21 protein-coding genes are annotated in these 16,601 nt (G+C 44.2%); 6 read left to right on the top strand and 15 right to left on the bottom strand.

What is annotated here, in order from left to right; translation table 11 throughout:
• Positions 1 to 26: 26 nt before the first annotated feature.
• The 3 genes from ABXS78_RS01640 to ABXS78_RS01630 form a co-directional block, all read right to left on the bottom strand.
• Positions 27 to 731 carry an ABC transporter permease gene (locus ABXS78_RS01640; protein WP_095223933.1) on the bottom strand — a complete coding sequence of 235 codons (705 nt, stop codon included), beginning with the start codon at positions 729 to 731 and terminating at the stop codon, positions 27 to 29.
• Positions 728 to 1,573, bottom strand: coding sequence for an ABC transporter ATP-binding protein (locus tag ABXS78_RS01635; protein ID WP_366248644.1), 846 nt, complete (start codon positions 1,571 to 1,573; stop codon positions 728 to 730). Before ABXS78_RS01635 ends, ABXS78_RS01640 begins: the two co-directional genes overlap by 4 nt.
• A 156-nt stretch (positions 1,574 to 1,729) precedes the next feature.
• Positions 1,730 to 2,746, bottom strand: coding sequence for a LytTR family transcriptional regulator DNA-binding domain-containing protein (locus ABXS78_RS01630; protein WP_366248643.1), 1,017 nt, complete (start codon positions 2,744 to 2,746; stop codon positions 1,730 to 1,732).
• A 79-nt stretch (positions 2,747 to 2,825) separates the two neighbouring features.
• Between ABXS78_RS01630 and ABXS78_RS01625 the strand changes: the two genes are divergently transcribed.
• The 3 genes from ABXS78_RS01625 to ABXS78_RS01615 are packed head-to-tail and all read left to right on the top strand — an operon-like array spanning position 2,826 to position 4,809.
• On the top strand, positions 2,826 to 3,266 hold the full coding sequence (locus ABXS78_RS01625; protein ID WP_366248642.1) for a YueI family protein: 441 nt from the start codon (positions 2,826 to 2,828) through the stop codon (positions 3,264 to 3,266).
• A gap of 59 nt (positions 3,267 to 3,325) precedes the next feature.
• On the top strand, positions 3,326 to 3,946 hold the full coding sequence (locus tag ABXS78_RS01620; protein ID WP_366248641.1) for a flavin reductase family protein: 621 nt from the start codon (positions 3,326 to 3,328) through the stop codon (positions 3,944 to 3,946).
• A 20-nt stretch (positions 3,947 to 3,966) separates the two neighbouring features.
• Positions 3,967 to 4,809 (top strand): SDR family oxidoreductase, encoded by an 843-nt coding sequence (locus ABXS78_RS01615; RefSeq protein ID WP_366248640.1) that lies wholly within the window; start codon positions 3,967 to 3,969, stop codon positions 4,807 to 4,809.
• Here ABXS78_RS01615 and ABXS78_RS01610 read toward each other — a convergent pair whose 3' ends face one another.
• The 10 genes from ABXS78_RS01610 to ABXS78_RS01565 form a co-directional block, all read right to left on the bottom strand.
• Complete coding sequence (locus ABXS78_RS01610) at positions 4,810 to 5,352, bottom strand: transcription repressor NadR (protein WP_095223927.1); 543 nt, start codon at positions 5,350 to 5,352, stop codon at positions 4,810 to 4,812.
• Positions 5,353 to 5,424: 72 nt separating this feature from the next.
• Positions 5,425 to 6,297, bottom strand: a complete 873-nt coding sequence (locus tag ABXS78_RS01605) for a glycosyltransferase family 8 protein (RefSeq protein WP_366248639.1) — start codon at positions 6,295 to 6,297, stop codon at positions 5,425 to 5,427.
• Positions 6,298 to 6,475: 178 nt separating this feature from the next.
• The gene (locus tag ABXS78_RS01600) at positions 6,476 to 7,039 is read right to left on the bottom strand and encodes a shikimate kinase (RefSeq protein ID WP_095224077.1); all 564 of its coding nucleotides are present in this window, start codon (positions 7,037 to 7,039) and stop codon (positions 6,476 to 6,478) included.
• A 96-nt stretch (positions 7,040 to 7,135) separates the two neighbouring features.
• The gene (locus tag ABXS78_RS01595; protein ID WP_366248638.1) at positions 7,136 to 8,107 is read right to left on the bottom strand and encodes an aldo/keto reductase; all 972 of its coding nucleotides are present in this window, start codon (positions 8,105 to 8,107) and stop codon (positions 7,136 to 7,138) included.
• A 226-nt stretch (positions 8,108 to 8,333) separates the two neighbouring features.
• A complete protein-coding gene (locus ABXS78_RS01590; protein WP_366248637.1) occupies positions 8,334 to 9,263 on the bottom strand; it encodes a manganese-dependent inorganic pyrophosphatase in 930 nt (309 codons plus the stop codon).
• Positions 9,264 to 9,348: 85 nt separating this feature from the next.
• The gene (locus ABXS78_RS01585) at positions 9,349 to 9,936 is read right to left on the bottom strand and encodes a DNA-3-methyladenine glycosylase (protein WP_366248636.1); all 588 of its coding nucleotides are present in this window, start codon (positions 9,934 to 9,936) and stop codon (positions 9,349 to 9,351) included.
• Positions 9,933 to 11,174: an MFS transporter gene (locus tag ABXS78_RS01580; protein WP_366248635.1), complete on the bottom strand. Its 1,242-nt coding sequence runs from the start codon at positions 11,172 to 11,174 to the stop codon at positions 9,933 to 9,935. Before ABXS78_RS01580 ends, ABXS78_RS01585 begins: the two co-directional genes overlap by 4 nt.
• 99 nt (positions 11,175 to 11,273) lie before the next feature.
• Complete coding sequence (mscL, locus tag ABXS78_RS01575; protein ID WP_366248634.1) at positions 11,274 to 11,669, bottom strand: large conductance mechanosensitive channel protein MscL; 396 nt, start codon at positions 11,667 to 11,669, stop codon at positions 11,274 to 11,276.
• 107 nt (positions 11,670 to 11,776) lie between these two features.
• On the bottom strand, positions 11,777 to 12,601 hold the full coding sequence (nadE, locus tag ABXS78_RS01570) for an ammonia-dependent NAD(+) synthetase (protein ID WP_366248633.1): 825 nt from the start codon (positions 12,599 to 12,601) through the stop codon (positions 11,777 to 11,779).
• A 133-nt stretch (positions 12,602 to 12,734) separates the two neighbouring features.
• A complete protein-coding gene (locus tag ABXS78_RS01565) occupies positions 12,735 to 12,890 on the bottom strand; it encodes a hypothetical protein (RefSeq protein WP_366248632.1) in 156 nt (51 codons plus the stop codon).
• 155 nt (positions 12,891 to 13,045) lie between these two features.
• Here ABXS78_RS01565 and ABXS78_RS01560 point away from each other — a divergent pair, with 155 nt between their 5' ends.
• On the top strand, positions 13,046 to 13,915 hold the full coding sequence (locus ABXS78_RS01560; protein ID WP_366248630.1) for an SDR family oxidoreductase: 870 nt from the start codon (positions 13,046 to 13,048) through the stop codon (positions 13,913 to 13,915).
• A gap of 31 nt (positions 13,916 to 13,946) precedes the next feature.
• Here ABXS78_RS01560 and ABXS78_RS01555 read toward each other — a convergent pair whose 3' ends face one another.
• The gene (locus ABXS78_RS01555; RefSeq protein WP_366248629.1) at positions 13,947 to 14,906 is read right to left on the bottom strand and encodes a cation diffusion facilitator family transporter; all 960 of its coding nucleotides are present in this window, start codon (positions 14,904 to 14,906) and stop codon (positions 13,947 to 13,949) included.
• A 245-nt stretch (positions 14,907 to 15,151) separates the two neighbouring features.
• Between ABXS78_RS01555 and ABXS78_RS01550 the strand changes: the two genes are divergently transcribed.
• Positions 15,152 to 15,682 (top strand): HD domain-containing protein, encoded by a 531-nt coding sequence (locus tag ABXS78_RS01550; protein ID WP_366248628.1) that lies wholly within the window; start codon positions 15,152 to 15,154, stop codon positions 15,680 to 15,682.
• Positions 15,683 to 15,819: 137 nt separating this feature from the next.
• Positions 15,820 to 16,338 carry a M15 family metallopeptidase gene (locus tag ABXS78_RS01545; RefSeq protein WP_366248627.1) on the top strand — a complete coding sequence of 173 codons (519 nt, stop codon included), beginning with the start codon at positions 15,820 to 15,822 and terminating at the stop codon, positions 16,336 to 16,338.
• Positions 16,339 to 16,365: 27 nt separating this feature from the next.
• Here ABXS78_RS01545 and ABXS78_RS01540 read toward each other — a convergent pair whose 3' ends face one another.
• Entirely contained in the window at positions 16,366 to 16,554 is a 189-nt protein-coding gene (locus tag ABXS78_RS01540) for a hypothetical protein (RefSeq protein ID WP_366248626.1), read from the bottom strand.
• Positions 16,555 to 16,601: the final 47 nt, after the last annotated feature.

Raw genomic sequence — 16,601 nt, 5'->3', positions numbered from 1 at the left:
AAATCCGCCCGTTATGGGCGGATTTTTTAATTGGATAGACTTTTCTTTTTGAAGGTAATGAAGGTTATTACTAAAGCAGCAGCCGTCCATCCAACAAGCCAGATAACGTCTTCTCGATAAGCCGAAAACGCCTCCCCGCTAATTGCTGCCAAACACGCTTCCATCATGAAACTTCCTGGTGTATAGCCTAAAATATCTGCCACTATGCCCTCTGAGAAATACATCTGGATCATAGGACCAAACCCGAATACAAAGCTTAACGGTAATAGATATACCGTAGTCTGAACAAGATTTTCACTAAGCAAACCAACTAAGGTTCCCAATGCAACAAAGAGGATGACAGCGATTAGCAGAATGACGGAGAGCATGACCGGACTTTCTACACTTACGTTTATAATCAGCATGGATACCACGAACATAATAATCGTCAAGATAACAGAAATGATGCTTTTACCGACCATGATATCAGCAGAGCTAGCAGGTGAAAGCAACAATACCTGCAGCGTATTTTTTTCTTTCTCTTCTGCCAGCAACAGAGCCTGAACATACATTGTGACAAACGTAACAGTAATAATAAAGACAAAGGAAGCTGCAAAGTCCTGTTCGCCATCCATCCTACTATAAAGGATGGCCAAAAATATAGGTACAATCAGGATTGATAGTACTTGAACATTAGATTTCATATCATGATATTCTTTCACAAGCATTGCGGATATTCGAGCAGCATTCATGCTAATTTCCTCCCTGTTACTTCAATAAATATATCTCCCAATGTCGGCTGATCGGAATGCACAGCAAGGACTTCCTCTGCCTGCATGTATCGATACAGTTTTTCCGCTCCAGCCTTATCATTCTCGATAGTTTCGCTGCGACCATCTTTCAATTCCAGGTGAATTGTGTTTTTTGCATATTTGCGCTGTAATTGGTTCGGTGCATCCATCTCCCGTATTCGTCCTTCATGAAGAAATGCAACCCGGTCGCACAGCTGTGCAGCTTCCTCCATATTGTGGGTGGTCAGGAAAATCGTCGTCCCTTCGCGGTTTAAATCCCTTAAAAGATCATGCATTTTTTGGACATTTCCAGGATCTAAAGCAGAAGTCGGTTCATCCAGGAATAGAACTTCCGGTTTATGCAGAACAGCACGAGCAAGAAGCACACGCTGCTTCATACCTTTTGACAGTTTTTTTACCGGCTTCTTCTTATCTTCTGCTAAGCCAACCAGCTGCAGAACCTCTTCTACTCTTCCAGCTGCAGCACTATAAAGCTTTGCATAGAAATCCAGATTCTGTTGCACCGTCATCCGCTCATACAGTCCGCTATTGTCAGTCAGGATACCTATTCTGCCTAAGTCAGCATCTTTCATTTTAGCAGCTGGTTTGCCAAGTATATTAACTTCCCCAGCTGTCTGCATAAGCTGACCAGTCAAAATTTTGACTGTCGTTGTCTTCCCAGATCCACTAGGCCCCAAAAAACCGAAGACCTCACCTTTTTTTACATTAAATGAGACTTGCTGCAATGCCCGCTGCTGTCCGAATACCTTGGACAGATCCTTCACTTGTAATGCGTAGTCCATATCGAAATGCTCCTTTCCGTTCATGACGGTTGATAATCAAAGCTTACTACCCTTTTTAGAAAAACGCTGTAAAATCAAGCTTAACAGAACCCCAAAATGCTGAGTGGAGCAAATCAGCAGCCGAACAGTGCAAAATCTCAGGCTGAATGGAGCTGGTTACAGCCCGAGCATACCCTTTAATTCCTCAAATCGATTCTTAGACAGCGGAACCGAACTGCGTGAATGATCATCAAGGATCAAACTGAAACTGTTTCTTGTCCAGGTCACCACTTCCTTCACCTGCTGCAGATTCACTAGGTAAGAACGATGACAGCGGAAGAAGCCGAACGCTCGCAGACGTTCCTCTAATTCTTGTAATGTATAGGTACACGGATAGACTCCGTCTTGAAGATGCAGCTGTGCCACCCCTTCACTGCTTTCAATAAAGTTAATATCAAAAGGATTGAAAAGAATGATCTTATCATCGATTTTTGCTGGAATCTTCTCCAGCTTGACCGGTTGGATTACTTCTTCGCCAGCTGCCAGTTCTTCATTTTCCTCTTCGACAGCTATTCGTTTACAGCTCTTATCCGTCAAGGTATATACATAATTGGTAAGTGCTAATGCATTTTCCAAGTCTATAGTAGTAAGAAGGATCGTTTTACCTTTTTCTTTCAGCTCGTTGATGATGCGGTGAATGATCAAGCTTGTTTCGAGATCGACATTTTGTTCCGGCTCTTCCATAATCAAAACCGGCTGATCCTGTATGAGGAGCCTGCCAATTTTCAAGCGCCGTTCCTGCGAAAAAGTCAGTTTGCTTATTTTAGTTAATTGCCACTCACGCAAGCCTATTTGCTGAATCACCTCACCAATATCGACGCTGCTGCCGTAAAGCTTCCGAAAGAAACTTAGATACTCCTTCACCTTCATCCTTGTATATACTGCATCATCGAGATACAGGAAGCCAATCCGATCATTCACAGAACGCAGGTTTTCGATATTTTCACCAAATAGTAGTACACTACCGGTAGATGGGTTTTCTTGTTTGTTAATTATTTTCAGCAGCTGACTTCCAATCACTTTATTACAGCGAATGACATAACATTCACCAGCTTTTAGCTCAATATCGATTGGAGGCAGAAGCATCGTATTATGAGATGTTTTACTGAGATTTTCGAATTGCAGTGTAGTCATAATGTATTGCCTCCCTCTTTTACTTATATTGTAAAGCCAACTCCATGAATTGGAAATACCGAATCGGAGATGAAGACCATTGAAAAAAGATATAAATGATTACCTAAACGAAGGAATATATGGAACAAAAGAAACGAAGGCAAGTGAAAGGAAAGAGTATTTGGGGACATTGCGGGAAAGAACGATCCTTGCACTGACAGAGGGAGAAGTCGTCCAGCAGAAGGGATTAAAACAGCTGGAGAATGCTATGAAAAGCTACCCCGATGCATGCTTGCGCTTTTCCGGAGAAGTCACGCTGCGTTTCTTCAAGCCGTACAAGACCCTCGCTACTTCATACCGCATCCCGTACACATCCGTTACGAATCAGGGTGTCGATGTGGATATTGCACTCGTTCTGCATGTTGATCATGCAATTGATAAAACGGACATCTTTTTACACGAGGAAGAAAAAACGACAGAAAAGACCAATAAATCGGCGCACTCCTTTACATCCGTGCTTAAGAATATCTTCAAAAGGTAATAGAACTGTTAAGTGCATGTAAGGTTCCTATGATAGGCTGACAGAAAGGAGCAATAAACTTGTTTACATTCAACGCAAATGATCTTTCAGCAAAGACACATTACAAAATACTCACAGGGAGCATCATCCCAAGACCCGTAGCTTTCGTCACGACCAAGTCACCAGAATCAGAAGTAGTCAATGCTGCTCCCTTCAGTTACTTTTCGATTGTCAGCGCGAATCCGCCGCTTATTAGCATTTCGATTCAGCGTGCAGCAGGCAAACAAAAGGATACAGCACGTCATGCTATTGGATCCGGCGAGCTTGTTGTCCATATCAGCACAGAGTCAATCGTGGATGAATTGAACAAAACCGCCGCTGCGCTGCCTTCCGAAGAAAGTGAGCTTGACCACACGAGCTTGACACTCACTCCGAGCACATATGTCTCGGTTCCCGGAATTACGGAAGCGTCTATCAGGATGGAATGCACCTTGTATGATCATCTTGAGATAAAAGACGATGATGGAGCTATTACAGCAGACTTATTGCTCGCAAAGGTGGCTGGGTATCATCTGTCACCAGAAGTTTATGATGAGAATACCGGCTATCTGGATGCAAAAGCCATCCAGCCAATCAGTCGCTTGGCAGGTAATGATTACAGTAAACTTGGAGAGCTATTCACACTAAAACGTCCAGAATAACATGGAGAGTGGTGTACAATATGCAAAAAACAGTCGTAATCACCGGCGCGAATTCCGGTATGGGATTTGCCACAGCTGTGTCGTTAGCCAGAAGAGGATATACCGTATGTATGCTGTGCCGCTCTGAAGAACGAGGCATGCAAGCTCTGAACGAAGCTAAACAGCAAAGCGGTTCAGAGAATATGTATCTATATGTATGCGACTTGGCATCCTTCACTAGTATTCACGCCTGTGCAGAAGCATTGAAAGCCCAACACCCTGTTATTGATGTACTTATCAACAATGCCGGCGTCGTGACAACAAGAAAACAATTCACTGCTGATGGTTTGGAGATGATGATGGGTGTGAATCATCTTGGCCACTTCCTGTTGACTAATTTGCTGTTAGAACAGATCAAAGCCGCAACTCAAGGGCGTGTGGTCGTTGTATCTTCCGGTGCTTATAAGATTGGAAAAATAAATCTGGATGATCTAGGCGGAGTTGAATCCTTTACACCATGGCAAAATTACGGGCACAGCAAACTTGCTAATCTTTTATTCACCAAGGAACTTTCTCTCCGTCTTTATCATTCAAATGCCACTGTGAATGCAGTACACCCTGGAGCAGTGAGCACGAGTCTCGGTGTAGACAGGCAGACCGGCTTCGGTAAAAAGATCCATCAGCTCCTCCGCCCATTTTTCCAATCGCCTGCAGACGGAGCAGACACTGCCCTGTATCTTGCGGAAAGCTCAGAAGTGCAGCATGTAACGGGAGGATATTTTTATAAGCGGCAGATCCAGGAAGTAAAGGGACAGGCAGATGATGATGAACTAGCTAAGCAGCTTTGGGCAATGAGCGAAAGAAAAGTGGGATTGACCGTATGATCAATCCCACTCTGGTACCAAAAAACCATGATGGCTCAACAACTCAATCGCTTCCTCCATTACTGACTCATCATTTGCTGCCAATGTATGCAGATGGATTCCGTCCGTCAGCTCGGATAAATAACCTGCTTTGCTGTTAGCTATCCTTTCGATGAACTTCTTTACTTCCCTTCGACTGGAAACCATGATAGAAGCCGTTATCTGTCCATAAACAGGATGCTCCACCCGGACATCCTTCACTGTCACACCTAAGTCTACGAGCAATTGCAGCTCTTCTTCTGTCCGTTCAGGCGCATGCTGACAAGCTACGATCCTTTCGACTGAATAGACAGGATGCTGCTGCAGGACATATCCCTCACTAGTAGCAATGATCGGATGCTGCTCTGCCTTCAGCAGCGTCACATCACCTACAATCACTTGCCTGCTGACATTTGCCTCCTCTGCCAGTTCGCTCCCCTTGAGCGGACCGTCTGCTGTCTGCAGCTTATTCAATAACCACTTTCTGCGCGTACTTCCCAATAACTTCTTTTTTTCCTGGCCCATCTCTAATCCGTCCTTTTTCATTGTTTCCTGTATTATAACAAATAAAAAAGACACAGCCATACTAGCTGTGTCTTAGTCCGCGTACACTTCTTGTTCCTTTTTTTCGGGAAGTACTTTCCATGGTGTCTGCTGCAGGAATTCAAAATATAGCGGAGCAAATGGATGTCCGACATCTGAATTCCATGGTTTATTCGCACCAGTAAAATGAACGATAGCTGGAGATTGGCGAGCTTCTTTATAACGCTTGCGCTCTGCTAATTCCCTTGGTGTTTTCGTTTTTAGGATGATGAAGGATTGCGCATTCCATCTCGGGTGGATCGGCTTCCATTTATCCCATAGGATCGCATTCAAGGCATCCTGATCATGCAAGTAAAGAAACTCTGGATCATTGTTTTCGTCAATAAATTGTAGCACTCTATTCGATATATTCTGTTTGCGCCAGCCTTCCATGTCAATGACCATCATACCCGAATTAAAGTACTTGCCTTCTGTGGTTATATTCATTTTCTCCAAACGCTGAAGCTGGCCGGCATCTTCTACTGCTGCCATCAGACTTCCATCCAGCTCGATATCGTGCAGCTGGGCGATATCCGTCAACACAAGCGTATCGCAGTCGATATAGATGACTCGTTCCACACTCGGATCTGTTATGACCTCGGGAATGGAGATACGGTAGTAAGCCGTTTTATTGATATATCTGCTTTCTGTTGCATTCTTATAGGATTCTGTATCTATGGATAGGAAACGGATTGGAACACCGAATTGCATCGTTGTTTTCATCAGCATCCGTTTATTTGGCTTTGTTATGCCCCCGTCGATTACATATAGCATGACTCGTCTGTTCTTATTGACATTTGTAAGCAGTGATGCCAGCATCACACCGAGGTGGTGGGCATAATTATTATCCGCACTGGAAACAACATGAATCGTATCTTTGTGATGCAAGACGTTCATCCTCCTTTGAAATCGTACGTTTCTGTACCCTGCTTTTTGGTCCGGAAAACCCCTTAACAGCAAAAATAAGCAGATAGGACCGGTAATTATTTGACAATTAGGACAATTATTCCGGTTAAAAAGAGCTATTACAACAAGTTAATTGCAATAGCTCTTTGATAAAATGCGATCAGGAGGATAGCGGCTGATGTAGTTCCCAGCCCAGCTTCAGTATTTCTACGATATAATCCGCAACTTCCTCGGGATTCAGATTATCGGTTGTAACCCGCGCATTATGTTCTGCATATATCGCTTGCCGTTCGTCGAAAATCTGCTGGACTTCGTCGACAGACTTATTATGCAATACAGGACGGTTTTCAATCAGAAGATCCATACGTTCCTTCCAGCGGTCCCAGCTCAAATCAAGGAAGAGCACCAGACAGCTGTCGAGACATTTTTCCCGGATGGCTTCTTGCTTAAAAGCGCCACCGCCGAGAGAAACGATATTACATTGTTTATTATCACAAATATCAATAACGGTATTCCGTTCAATCTCCCGAAAATATCCTTCACCATGCTGAGCGAATATTTCTGGTATTGTCTTGTTATAACGGCGTTCGATTTCGATATCGACGTCGATGAAATCTCTGTAAAGTTTATCGGCAACCATTTTGCCGATGGTCGTTTTCCCGACACCCATGAATCCGATCAGGACGATATTCTTCGCCCGCACGGGTATATGCTGTCTGCTCATTGTCCGCACGCTGAATCTCCTCTCCTTACAAATCGTATACGTTGCATTATGTACTATTGTATACGATAAATCAAAAAATCGTAAGAGAGAAATACCCTACTTTACTGCGGCATCCGCAAGCTCCAGATTCAGCCACTTTACTTCTTCCTCTGTCAGTTCGATATCAACTGCCGGCAGTGCTTCTTCTAATCGTTGTACATTTTTACATCCGACAATGGCACATGTCGGGAATTCTTGATGCAGGACATAAGCGACCGCAATCTGATTTGCTGTCACGCCTTTTTTCTCGGCAATTTCTGCTGCACGGTCAAAACGTTTCCAGTTGTCATCATTGTAATAAACTCGGGCAATTTCTTCATCTGTCACATGATTCCTATCATAAGTACCGGTAAAGAAACCGCCTGCCTGCGACGCCCAGGAAATGACAGGCATGCCTGTATGGCGATGCCAGGTGAGATAGTCATTATCCAGAGCTACTGTCTCCGCCCATCGCACCTCGTTCAGCTGTGCAAGGCTCAAGTTTGGACTGTTTACAAACAGTCGGTCATATCCTTTGGCATCTGCATAGGCATTAGCTTCTTCAATGCGATCGGACTGCCAATTGGAAACGCCATATACACCGATTTTTCCGGATTGCTGGTGCTCATGCAGCATATCCATCAGCACCTGGACCGGAACACTTCGATCATCGCGATGTATGAGATAGATATCGATGAAATCTGTCTGCAGATTTTCCAAGCTATCATGCAGGTCTTTTGTAATTTCGGCAGGATCGACACGTTTCATTTCCGGGTGATGTGTACCATCCTTATCAATGTGGTAATGACCGCCTTTGGAGATAAGAATCACATCCTCACGGTTACCACGCTCCTGCATCCACTGACCAATCAGCTTCTCAGCTTGGTATTTTGCGTATTTTGGGCCTGTATCAATCGTATTGCCGCCTGCCTGTAAAAAGGCATCCAGAACAGCGAATACATCATTTTTATTATCTTTGAAGAATTTTGTTGTTCCCAGGATTAATTTTGATAGCGGGCGCTCAATTCCTGGTATAGCTGTATATTTCATCCTGAAAAACCTCCCTTTTATTCTGAAAAGTAAGTAAGCAGTGTGCATTCCTATTCCCTTATTGATAAGAAAAATATCCTATGCCAGTACAGAAAAAACAGAGTTCTTGATTGGAAGAAACTATTTCGGGGTTGTTCCTTTGGGGCGTGTATATTCACTTTAGCATTATGGCCATGCTGACAGCAAATAAAATGAGCAATCACATAGTGTGACTGCTCATAAACCATTAGCCATTCATGACTTCTGTCAGAACTGGTACGATTTGTTTCTTGCGGGATACCACTCCTTTAAGTGTAGCTGTGTTATTGGAAAGCTTCACTTGGAATGCTTTTTCGACAGCTTCCGTATCTGCTCCGATTGCGATAGCAGTGGAGTCATTTGTCAGGATATTTGTGATTGCGAAGAGATAGAGCTTCAAGCCTTTATCTGTGATTTTTTGCTTCATCGCTGCTTCCACTTCTGCCTGACGTACAAGAACATCCTGTTCATCTACAACGTTTACTTGTGCGATTTCCACTGTTGCATTTCCCATCTGGAATTCTTTCGCATCAAGTGTGATCAATTCCTCAGGAGTTTTCTTGCTTACATCAGCTCCAGCTTTCAGCATATCCAAGCCGTATGTATCCACATCGACATCTGCAATTTCTGCAAGTTCTTTTGCAGCTTTAATGTCCTGTTCCGTACATGTAGGTGATTTGAACAATAGAGAATCAGAGATGATTGCGCTCAGCATCGCACCTGCGATTTCTTTTGGAATCTCTACATCATGCTCTTTGTAAATTTTCTTGATGATGGTTGCTGTGCATCCAACTGGCTCTGCACGGTAATAAAGCGGATCAGCTGTTTCAAAATTAGCAATACGATGGTGGTCGACAACTTCAATTACAGAAACTGTGTCGATATCGGAAACACTTTGCTGTTTTTCGTTATGGTCGACTAAGATGACTTGCTCAGCATCTCCATCAATTGCCTCAATCACACGAGGTGCTTCCAATCCGAAGGTTTTCAAAGCGTATGCTGTTTCTTCATTCAAATCTCCCAGGCGGACTGCTTCTGCTTCCATACCTAGTTTATTTTTCAAATGAGCGTATGCAATTGCGGATGTAACCGCATCTGTATCCGGGTTCTTATGTCCGAAGACGAGTACTTTACCCACTGCCTATCTCTCCTTTTTGCATTGCCGGCGAGTGCCGGACATGATGTATTCATTTTACATGATTATAGCCGTTTTAAAAAGGGACTCACCTGGAAACATACCTATTCCCATGCACCCAGAAGCGCCACGGAAAATCTTTGGCTTCCTGCGCATTCGGAATTCCGATTCTCGGCCCTGTTTCCACCTGTTCGGGTGAATACCCAGGAGCTATATATAATGGCGGATTGGTGAAATGACCGCCATACAGTGACTGGATTATGCCCATTGCCTGGCAAAGCTTCCCAGGTCCATTGGTCAGCTCCCTCGTCTTGCGTCCAGGCCTGCGTGTTTCCATAAGTGCTATCCCTTCCTTCGGTTCAAGCGCCCGTATAAGGACAGCCTCCGGTATCTCAGCCTCTGCACTTACTACATTGAGCAGTACTTGACGATGCATCGTATACGTGTATATATGGCCGGGCGTATGGAACATGATTTCCGTCCGTTTCGTTCGCCGGTTATTAAAGCTATGTGCGGCGCGATCGAGTGCCCCTCGGTATGCTTCGGTCTCTACGATATAACCGGATGTGATCCCTTCCGGTGTTTCGTGTACAAGCAGGCATCCCAATAAGCTTTGAGCCAAATCTAGTGTAGGCTGCTCGTAAAATGACTGAGGCAGCGGCGGATAACTTGTCATCTAACATGCTCCTTCTTTAATACAGGTTTCGTATTTCTCTCCTTCCCTTTTAGCATTACCCAAACTCGGAATAAGAATGGGGCACCAATAATAACTAGGAAGGCTATGATTGTGAATATTGGAATCGGATGAACAGCACCGAAATGATCCAACAGCATGCCTCCAATCAGCGGTCCTGCCACATTCCCAAATCCTGTAAAGCCCATTGCTCCGAAATATGTTCCTTTCATATCGGGATTGGCAATCTCATCAATGAACATATCCGACATGGAAAATAACAGCACTTCTCCGATTGTGAACAGAATGACCGCAGCTGCAATCCAGATTATCTCGTGCAAAAAGGCCATACTTAGCAAACTGAGGGCAATCAGTATATTTCCGAGCATCAGCGACAATACGAGTGAATACTTTTTCGCGATAGCAACGATTGGGTACTGCACAATCAGAACTGTCAACGCATTCAGCGTGAGCATCATGCTGAATAGCCGTGCTCCATCTTCAATGCTGGGCGTAGCTGCGAAAAACTGAGGCAGAGTGGCGCTGAAATGTGAATATCCGAAAACACTGATGGTGACCCCGATCAGCAGGAACATAAACAGTGTGTCCTTTCGCGTCACATGAAAGGCTTCACGGACACTAATTATATTGGCTCCTGCTGCAGCTGCCTCTTCCACTTTGACACGTAAAAATTGAAAAATAAGTACAAGTCCGTAGGCAAAATAAACCAAAGCGGCTATCAGAAATGGCGCGGTAGAAGCAGCCGAACCAAAGTACAGACCTAAAAGAGGACCGAATACGACACCTATATTTATGGCTGTATAGCGCATATTGAAAACAAGTAAACGGTTCTTTTGATCGGTCACATCCGACAAAAGAGCTTTGGACGTTGGCTCGAACAACGAACGGCATAATCCATTCAGTGCATTCATGACAAAGAATACCCAAATAGCATCCGCCAACGCGAATCCTACGAATACCCCGCACCAGCCGAATATGCTGATACCGATGATTATCTTTCTTCCGAATCGATCAGAAAAGTATCCGCCATAGAAGCTGGACAGGATACCGACCAAAGAACTGATAGCGATGATCAAACCGGTGAATCCTGCTGACGCCCCTTTCACCTGCGTCAGATAAATTGCCAAAAAAGGAATACTCATACTAGTTGCCATCCTGCCGAACACCGTTCCAATGATGATTGTCCAGCTGTAAGGATGGAGTGTGCGTAAAACGTGCATGCTGTCTCAACTCCTCGTAATCCAAATTATAGCAGATTACAAGGCTTCTGTTTTTCCATTCCCGGCCTGGTCATAAATTAATCAAAAAAAGAACCAGACTCATGTCTGATCCTTCATTTTCTCTTCATTTTTCAATAGGTCACGGATTTCTGTAAGCAGCTCTTGTTCCACTGAAAGTTTCTGGACAACCTCTTCTGTCTGCGGCTGTTTGCGTTTTAATTTATTCATGACTTTAACGACCATGAATAGTGCTAAAGCTATCAAAAAGAAATTAATGACAGTTTGAATGAATGCGCCATACTTTACTACAGCACTGCCAACAGTGAACTGCAGCCCGCTAAAGTCATGCCCTCCAGTAATGATACCGATCAACGGCATGATGATATCGTTGACGAGGGAAGTCGTTATGGCACTGAATGCGGAACCGATCACTACAGCTACAGCCAAATCCACGACGTTCCCGCGTAACGCAAACTCTTTAAATTCCTTGAACATCGTATGTATACCTCCTTAAAGCTAGTACCATTTTTACGCATCTACTACTCTTTTTCAAGTATAGCCTTACAAAAATAGACGAGACCCCCGCAGGAGTCTCGTCTATTTTATAATTCCTTCCACCAGTCATCATGGATAGTGGCAGGCATTTGCCGTTTATGCGTTGTTTTGAAGTAACGGTCTTCTAGAAGTTTAGCTGTCTTCTCTTCGATAATTTTCCCTTCGAGATAATCATCGATATCCTCATAGGATAGTCCGAGTTCTGTTTCATCAGCTTGTCCCGGATTTTCATCAAGCAAGTCAGCTGTCGGCGCTTTTTCATACAGACGCTCTGGCGCTCCAAGCTCGATAAGAAGCTGTTTACCCTGACGCTTGTTCAGGCCGCTTAGCGGTAGAATGTCAGCACCGCCATCGCCGTACTTCGTGTAGAAACCGGTAATAGCCTCTGCAGCATGATCTGTTCCGATGACCAGCAGTCCTTCTTGACCTCCAATTGCATATTGGGCGATCATCCGCATTCGTGCCTTGATGTTTCCTTTGTGATAATCCGCAAGCTTGTCGCCAGTTGCATCTTCATATGCTTTCGCCGCTTCTGAAACTGGAGCTTTAATATTGTAAACATAAGATTCTGCTGGTGCTATGAAGTCCAGTGCCAATTGTGCATCCTCTTCATCCGCTTGCTCTCCATGTGGCAGACGAACAGCAGCAAAGGTCACATCCTTTCCTTCCTTCTTCAGTTCCTCGATTGCCAATTGCGCAAGTCGCCCCGCCAAAGTGGAATCCTGTCCGCCGCTAATACCGAGAACGAATCCTTTCGCACCTGTTTTAAGCAGATAATCTTTCAAGAAGTCGATTCGGCTGCGGATCTCCTGTTTAGCGTCTATTGTTGGTTTTACTTGCAGCTCTGAAATAATTCTGGATTGATTGGACATAATTTTGCCTCCTCGATAATGGTGATAGTACTCTTTTCCCTCTCAAGCTGGAACGTAATCTATTTATGTATCATGCTCTCTTTTTCTAGTATAAACCAATCGTACATTAAAAGACGAAAATAAAAACCGCGGATCAATTCTCCGCGGGTTTGTTGTTCAGATATGCTTCCATGTCCTCCATCGTCTTTTCCATACGCTGGACATCTATATCAAAATCAAGATCTGTTGAACGAAAGAATGGATCGTCAAATGTGAAAAGCTCTGCAATGTAGTTTTCATAAGCTCGCATCGCAACCATCTCCTTCCATTTCCTCTTTCGTCTATTCTAGCCTAAATCCCTGCCGAAAAAAACCCATCCAAAGGAACTTATTCGCGGGCCCGGCGTTTTAGAACTTGCTGTTTTTGTCAATAACTTTCCTTATGGAATAAAAGGAGGCAACTAAAATGGATTTATATGATTTTATGAAAGACGGCAACCCTGGAAGGAAACAAAACCGCCAGCCCGGAATCCAGCATGAGATGGACCCTCTACCGATTGAAGAATTCGAACATTGGAAGGGCAGCGGAAAGCTGCAGGGAAAGGTTATCCTTATTACAGGAGGAGACAGCGGTATCGGACGTGCTGTTGCTATCGCTTACGCCAAAGAAGGCGCAGACATAGCGATATCCTATCTGGATGAACAGGAGGACGCGGAATACGCAAAGAAGCGGATTGAACAGGAAGGCGTCAAATGTGTGCTGTACCCTGGTGATATAAGCAATGCTGCATTTTGCGAAAATCTTATAAAACAAGTAATAGAGGACTTCAATAAGCTTGATATCCTGGTCAACAACGCTGCACGTCAGGAAGTACAGAACGATTTAACGGATATTACGCCAGAACAGCTTGAACGGACTTTCCGGACCAATTTCTTCAGCTACTTTTATCTGACACGCGCCGCCCTGCCGCATCTTGGAAAAGGGAACTGTATTATTAATACGTCTTCCGTCACTCCATATATCGGCAACCCTACATTGATCGATTATACGTCCACAAAAGGAGCAATCGTTGCTTTCACTCGATCATTGGCAAAAGGGTTGGCTTCCAAGGGAATACGTGTGAATGGAGTTGCACCTGGACCGATTTGGACCCCGCTCATTCCTGCCACCCTGCCGCAAGACGGAATCGGAAACTTCGGTACCCAGACTCCTCTCGGCAGACCTGGCCAGCCCGTCGATCTCATCGGCAGCTACGTTCTCCTGGCTTCTGATGAAGCTGCCTACATTACTGGACAATTCATCCACGTAAACGGCGGCGATTATATGTCATCGTAATAAAAATAAGGAAGCCGCATATGCAGCTTCCTTATTCTTTGCTTTTCCATGCTTGATTTTTATCGTCTTCGTCAAATTCAATGATGACATCCGTTACGCCTCTATGCTCCATGATTTGGGCTTCAAGCCGATCCTTGATGTCATCAGCGGCAGCTACCGTAATTGTAGGGTCAATTTCCAGTTTAGCTTCGACGTGGAAGGATTCCCCTTCTTTTACGACAGTCATTTCCTGCACATCTCTTACATCTTTATCAGCAAACAAGATGTCTCCGATTTTGTCAGCCATCTCTTCATCCGCTTCTCCGATGACACCAGCTGCATTATCAAGGAAAACGCGTCCTACGACAAGAAACATCATCGCGCCAATTATAATAGAAGCAATTCCTTCCGCCTGGTAAAATGGTGTGTAAGCAGCTATCAAAATGGCGATGATGGCAACCAATCCGCCGCTAGTAGCAACCAAGTCTTCCATAAAGACCAATTTTGTAGCTGGTTTTGCGCGTTTTACATGCACGAAGCTCATCGGAATAACCGCCAGCCCTTTAGCACCTGATTCACTCTCATGGGCAATCTCACGCATCGCTTTAAGCAGTACGAATCCCTCAAGTATACAGCCTAGTGCAAGAACTGTAATACTTATCCATAATCCCTCAGATTCAGATGGATGGGCCAGATGCGTAATTCCTTCACGAATGGTTTCATAAGCAAGGATACCTACGATCAGGACTGCACCGAGCAGCACCAAGTTGACAGCTCGGCCAAATCCTCCCGGGAACCGCTCTGTCGGGGCTTTTTTACTGAGTGCAGAGCCGACATAAACGAACAGCTGGTTAGCAGCATCCCCAAAACTGTGCATCGTCTCTGCAAACATTGCCACATTCCCTGTCAACAAGAAAGCCCCTCCTTTGACAAGTGCAATGACCAAATTGACCACTGCAGCCAATGCGGCTGATTTACTTCCCTGGCGTAACAAGCTTACATATTCCTTCATGCTGTCTCTTCCTTCTTTGTGATTTTTATATGTAACAGTTTATGGTAACAATATTTTTAGCATAGCATAAATTGAATGCAACGCTCCCCCCTTTTGCTCAAGGCTCAGGAAGGCAGGATGTTTTAGTTTGAGTAGAAACGGTTATTCCATATACATGAAATCCCCCGTTTTTTTCACTTGCAGTCTTTCGCTTAACGTGTTAATATCTTGAACAATATACTTTTACAGAGAAAGGAGATAAAGAAATGAGAAAAGTAACATTAGAGCAGATTTATACACACCCAATCGCACAGAAATACCTCGAACGTTCCGGACAGGCGCATGCCATATCGGTGGCGGAACACGCACTGGCTATAAGTGAGAAAAAGCAGGTTGATCCAGACATGGCGGTCAAAGCTGCATTGCTGCATGATATTGGCCATTATGAATGGTATAGCGATGGAAAATGGGATTACGATATGTATAAACAGAATGATATCCATGCTATTAAGGGCGCTGCTCGTGCGCATAAGCTCTTGATTCGTTTAGGTGAAGAGCCGCAGGCCGCCAAAGCAATTTCCTTGGCTATCCTTCTGCATACAGATTCTTACCTGCCCGAGCATAATTTGAAGCTTGACCCATTACAGCAAGTAGTAGCGGAAGCAGATACAGCTGATGAAGAAATAGGCGGTGCACATCATTACAAGACCATATCTCAGCAAGAAGCACTGAAACGCATCCGGAAATTGGACGCAAGCATCGAGAAGCGCATGATGAGACAAGTCCAGACAAGCTGATCATGTCCGCTTCCCTCCCCCCTTCCTTAAATCTCCTATTTTTCCTTTCAAAACTTCGCTTCAATACGTGCAATCTAGTACCTATTCCGCTATGCTAGAATATAATATACAAGATTTCAAAAAGGAGAATAGCGAATTTGCACTGGAAAAGGATTATAGTAACTACTTTGCTTATGACAGTTGCAGCGCTGGTCCTATTCGGCTTTTTGCATATAGAGCAGCTTCCGCCCATTCAAACCACTCCTACTGATTCCATGAATGCAGATGACATTACCGGACTACATCCTACAGTAGAAAAAAACATGCATAAATTAATAGAAAAGGCTTCTGACATCGGTATCTCCATTATAATTACGGATGACTATCGTTCCAAAGAAGAACAAGACAAGCTCTACGCCCAAGGACGCACAACGGACGGACAAATTGTCACCCAGGTCCAAGGCGGGGAATCCATGCATAATTATGGACTTGCCATTGACTTTGCCCTGGAACCAGAACCAGGCAATGTGATCTGGGATATGGAATATGACGGGAATAAGAACGGGAAATCCGACTGGATGGAAGTAGTCGAAATTGCCAAAGATCTCGGCTTCGAATGGGGCGGAGATTGGCCAGGATTCAAGGATTACCCGCATCTGGAAATGCATATTGACTAAGGAAAAAGCGCCCTCATGGGCGCTTTTTTAGTTAGCCAAGACAAGATAAGCGCTAAAACTGATAATATAGATAGCAAAACAAAAAACGGCTACGCGCATGTAATTACTTGTAAGATCGAACAACACCTTTAAACCATTGGACAAAATAGCTGCAATTATAAGTACAAAGGTAAGTCCCAACATCAGCATAGCACTTAAAAAGACGATCTGCTCCATGTGGATTCTCTCCTTCTTTTAGTTCTATTACGTCTTATAATAGAAGG

Source organism: Terribacillus aidingensis (genome assembly GCF_040703035.1).
Taxonomy (GTDB): domain Bacteria; phylum Bacillota; class Bacilli; order Bacillales; family Amphibacillaceae; genus Terribacillus.
Note: the sequence above shows the minus strand (reverse complement) of the source record. Positions and strands in the feature narration are given on the sequence as shown.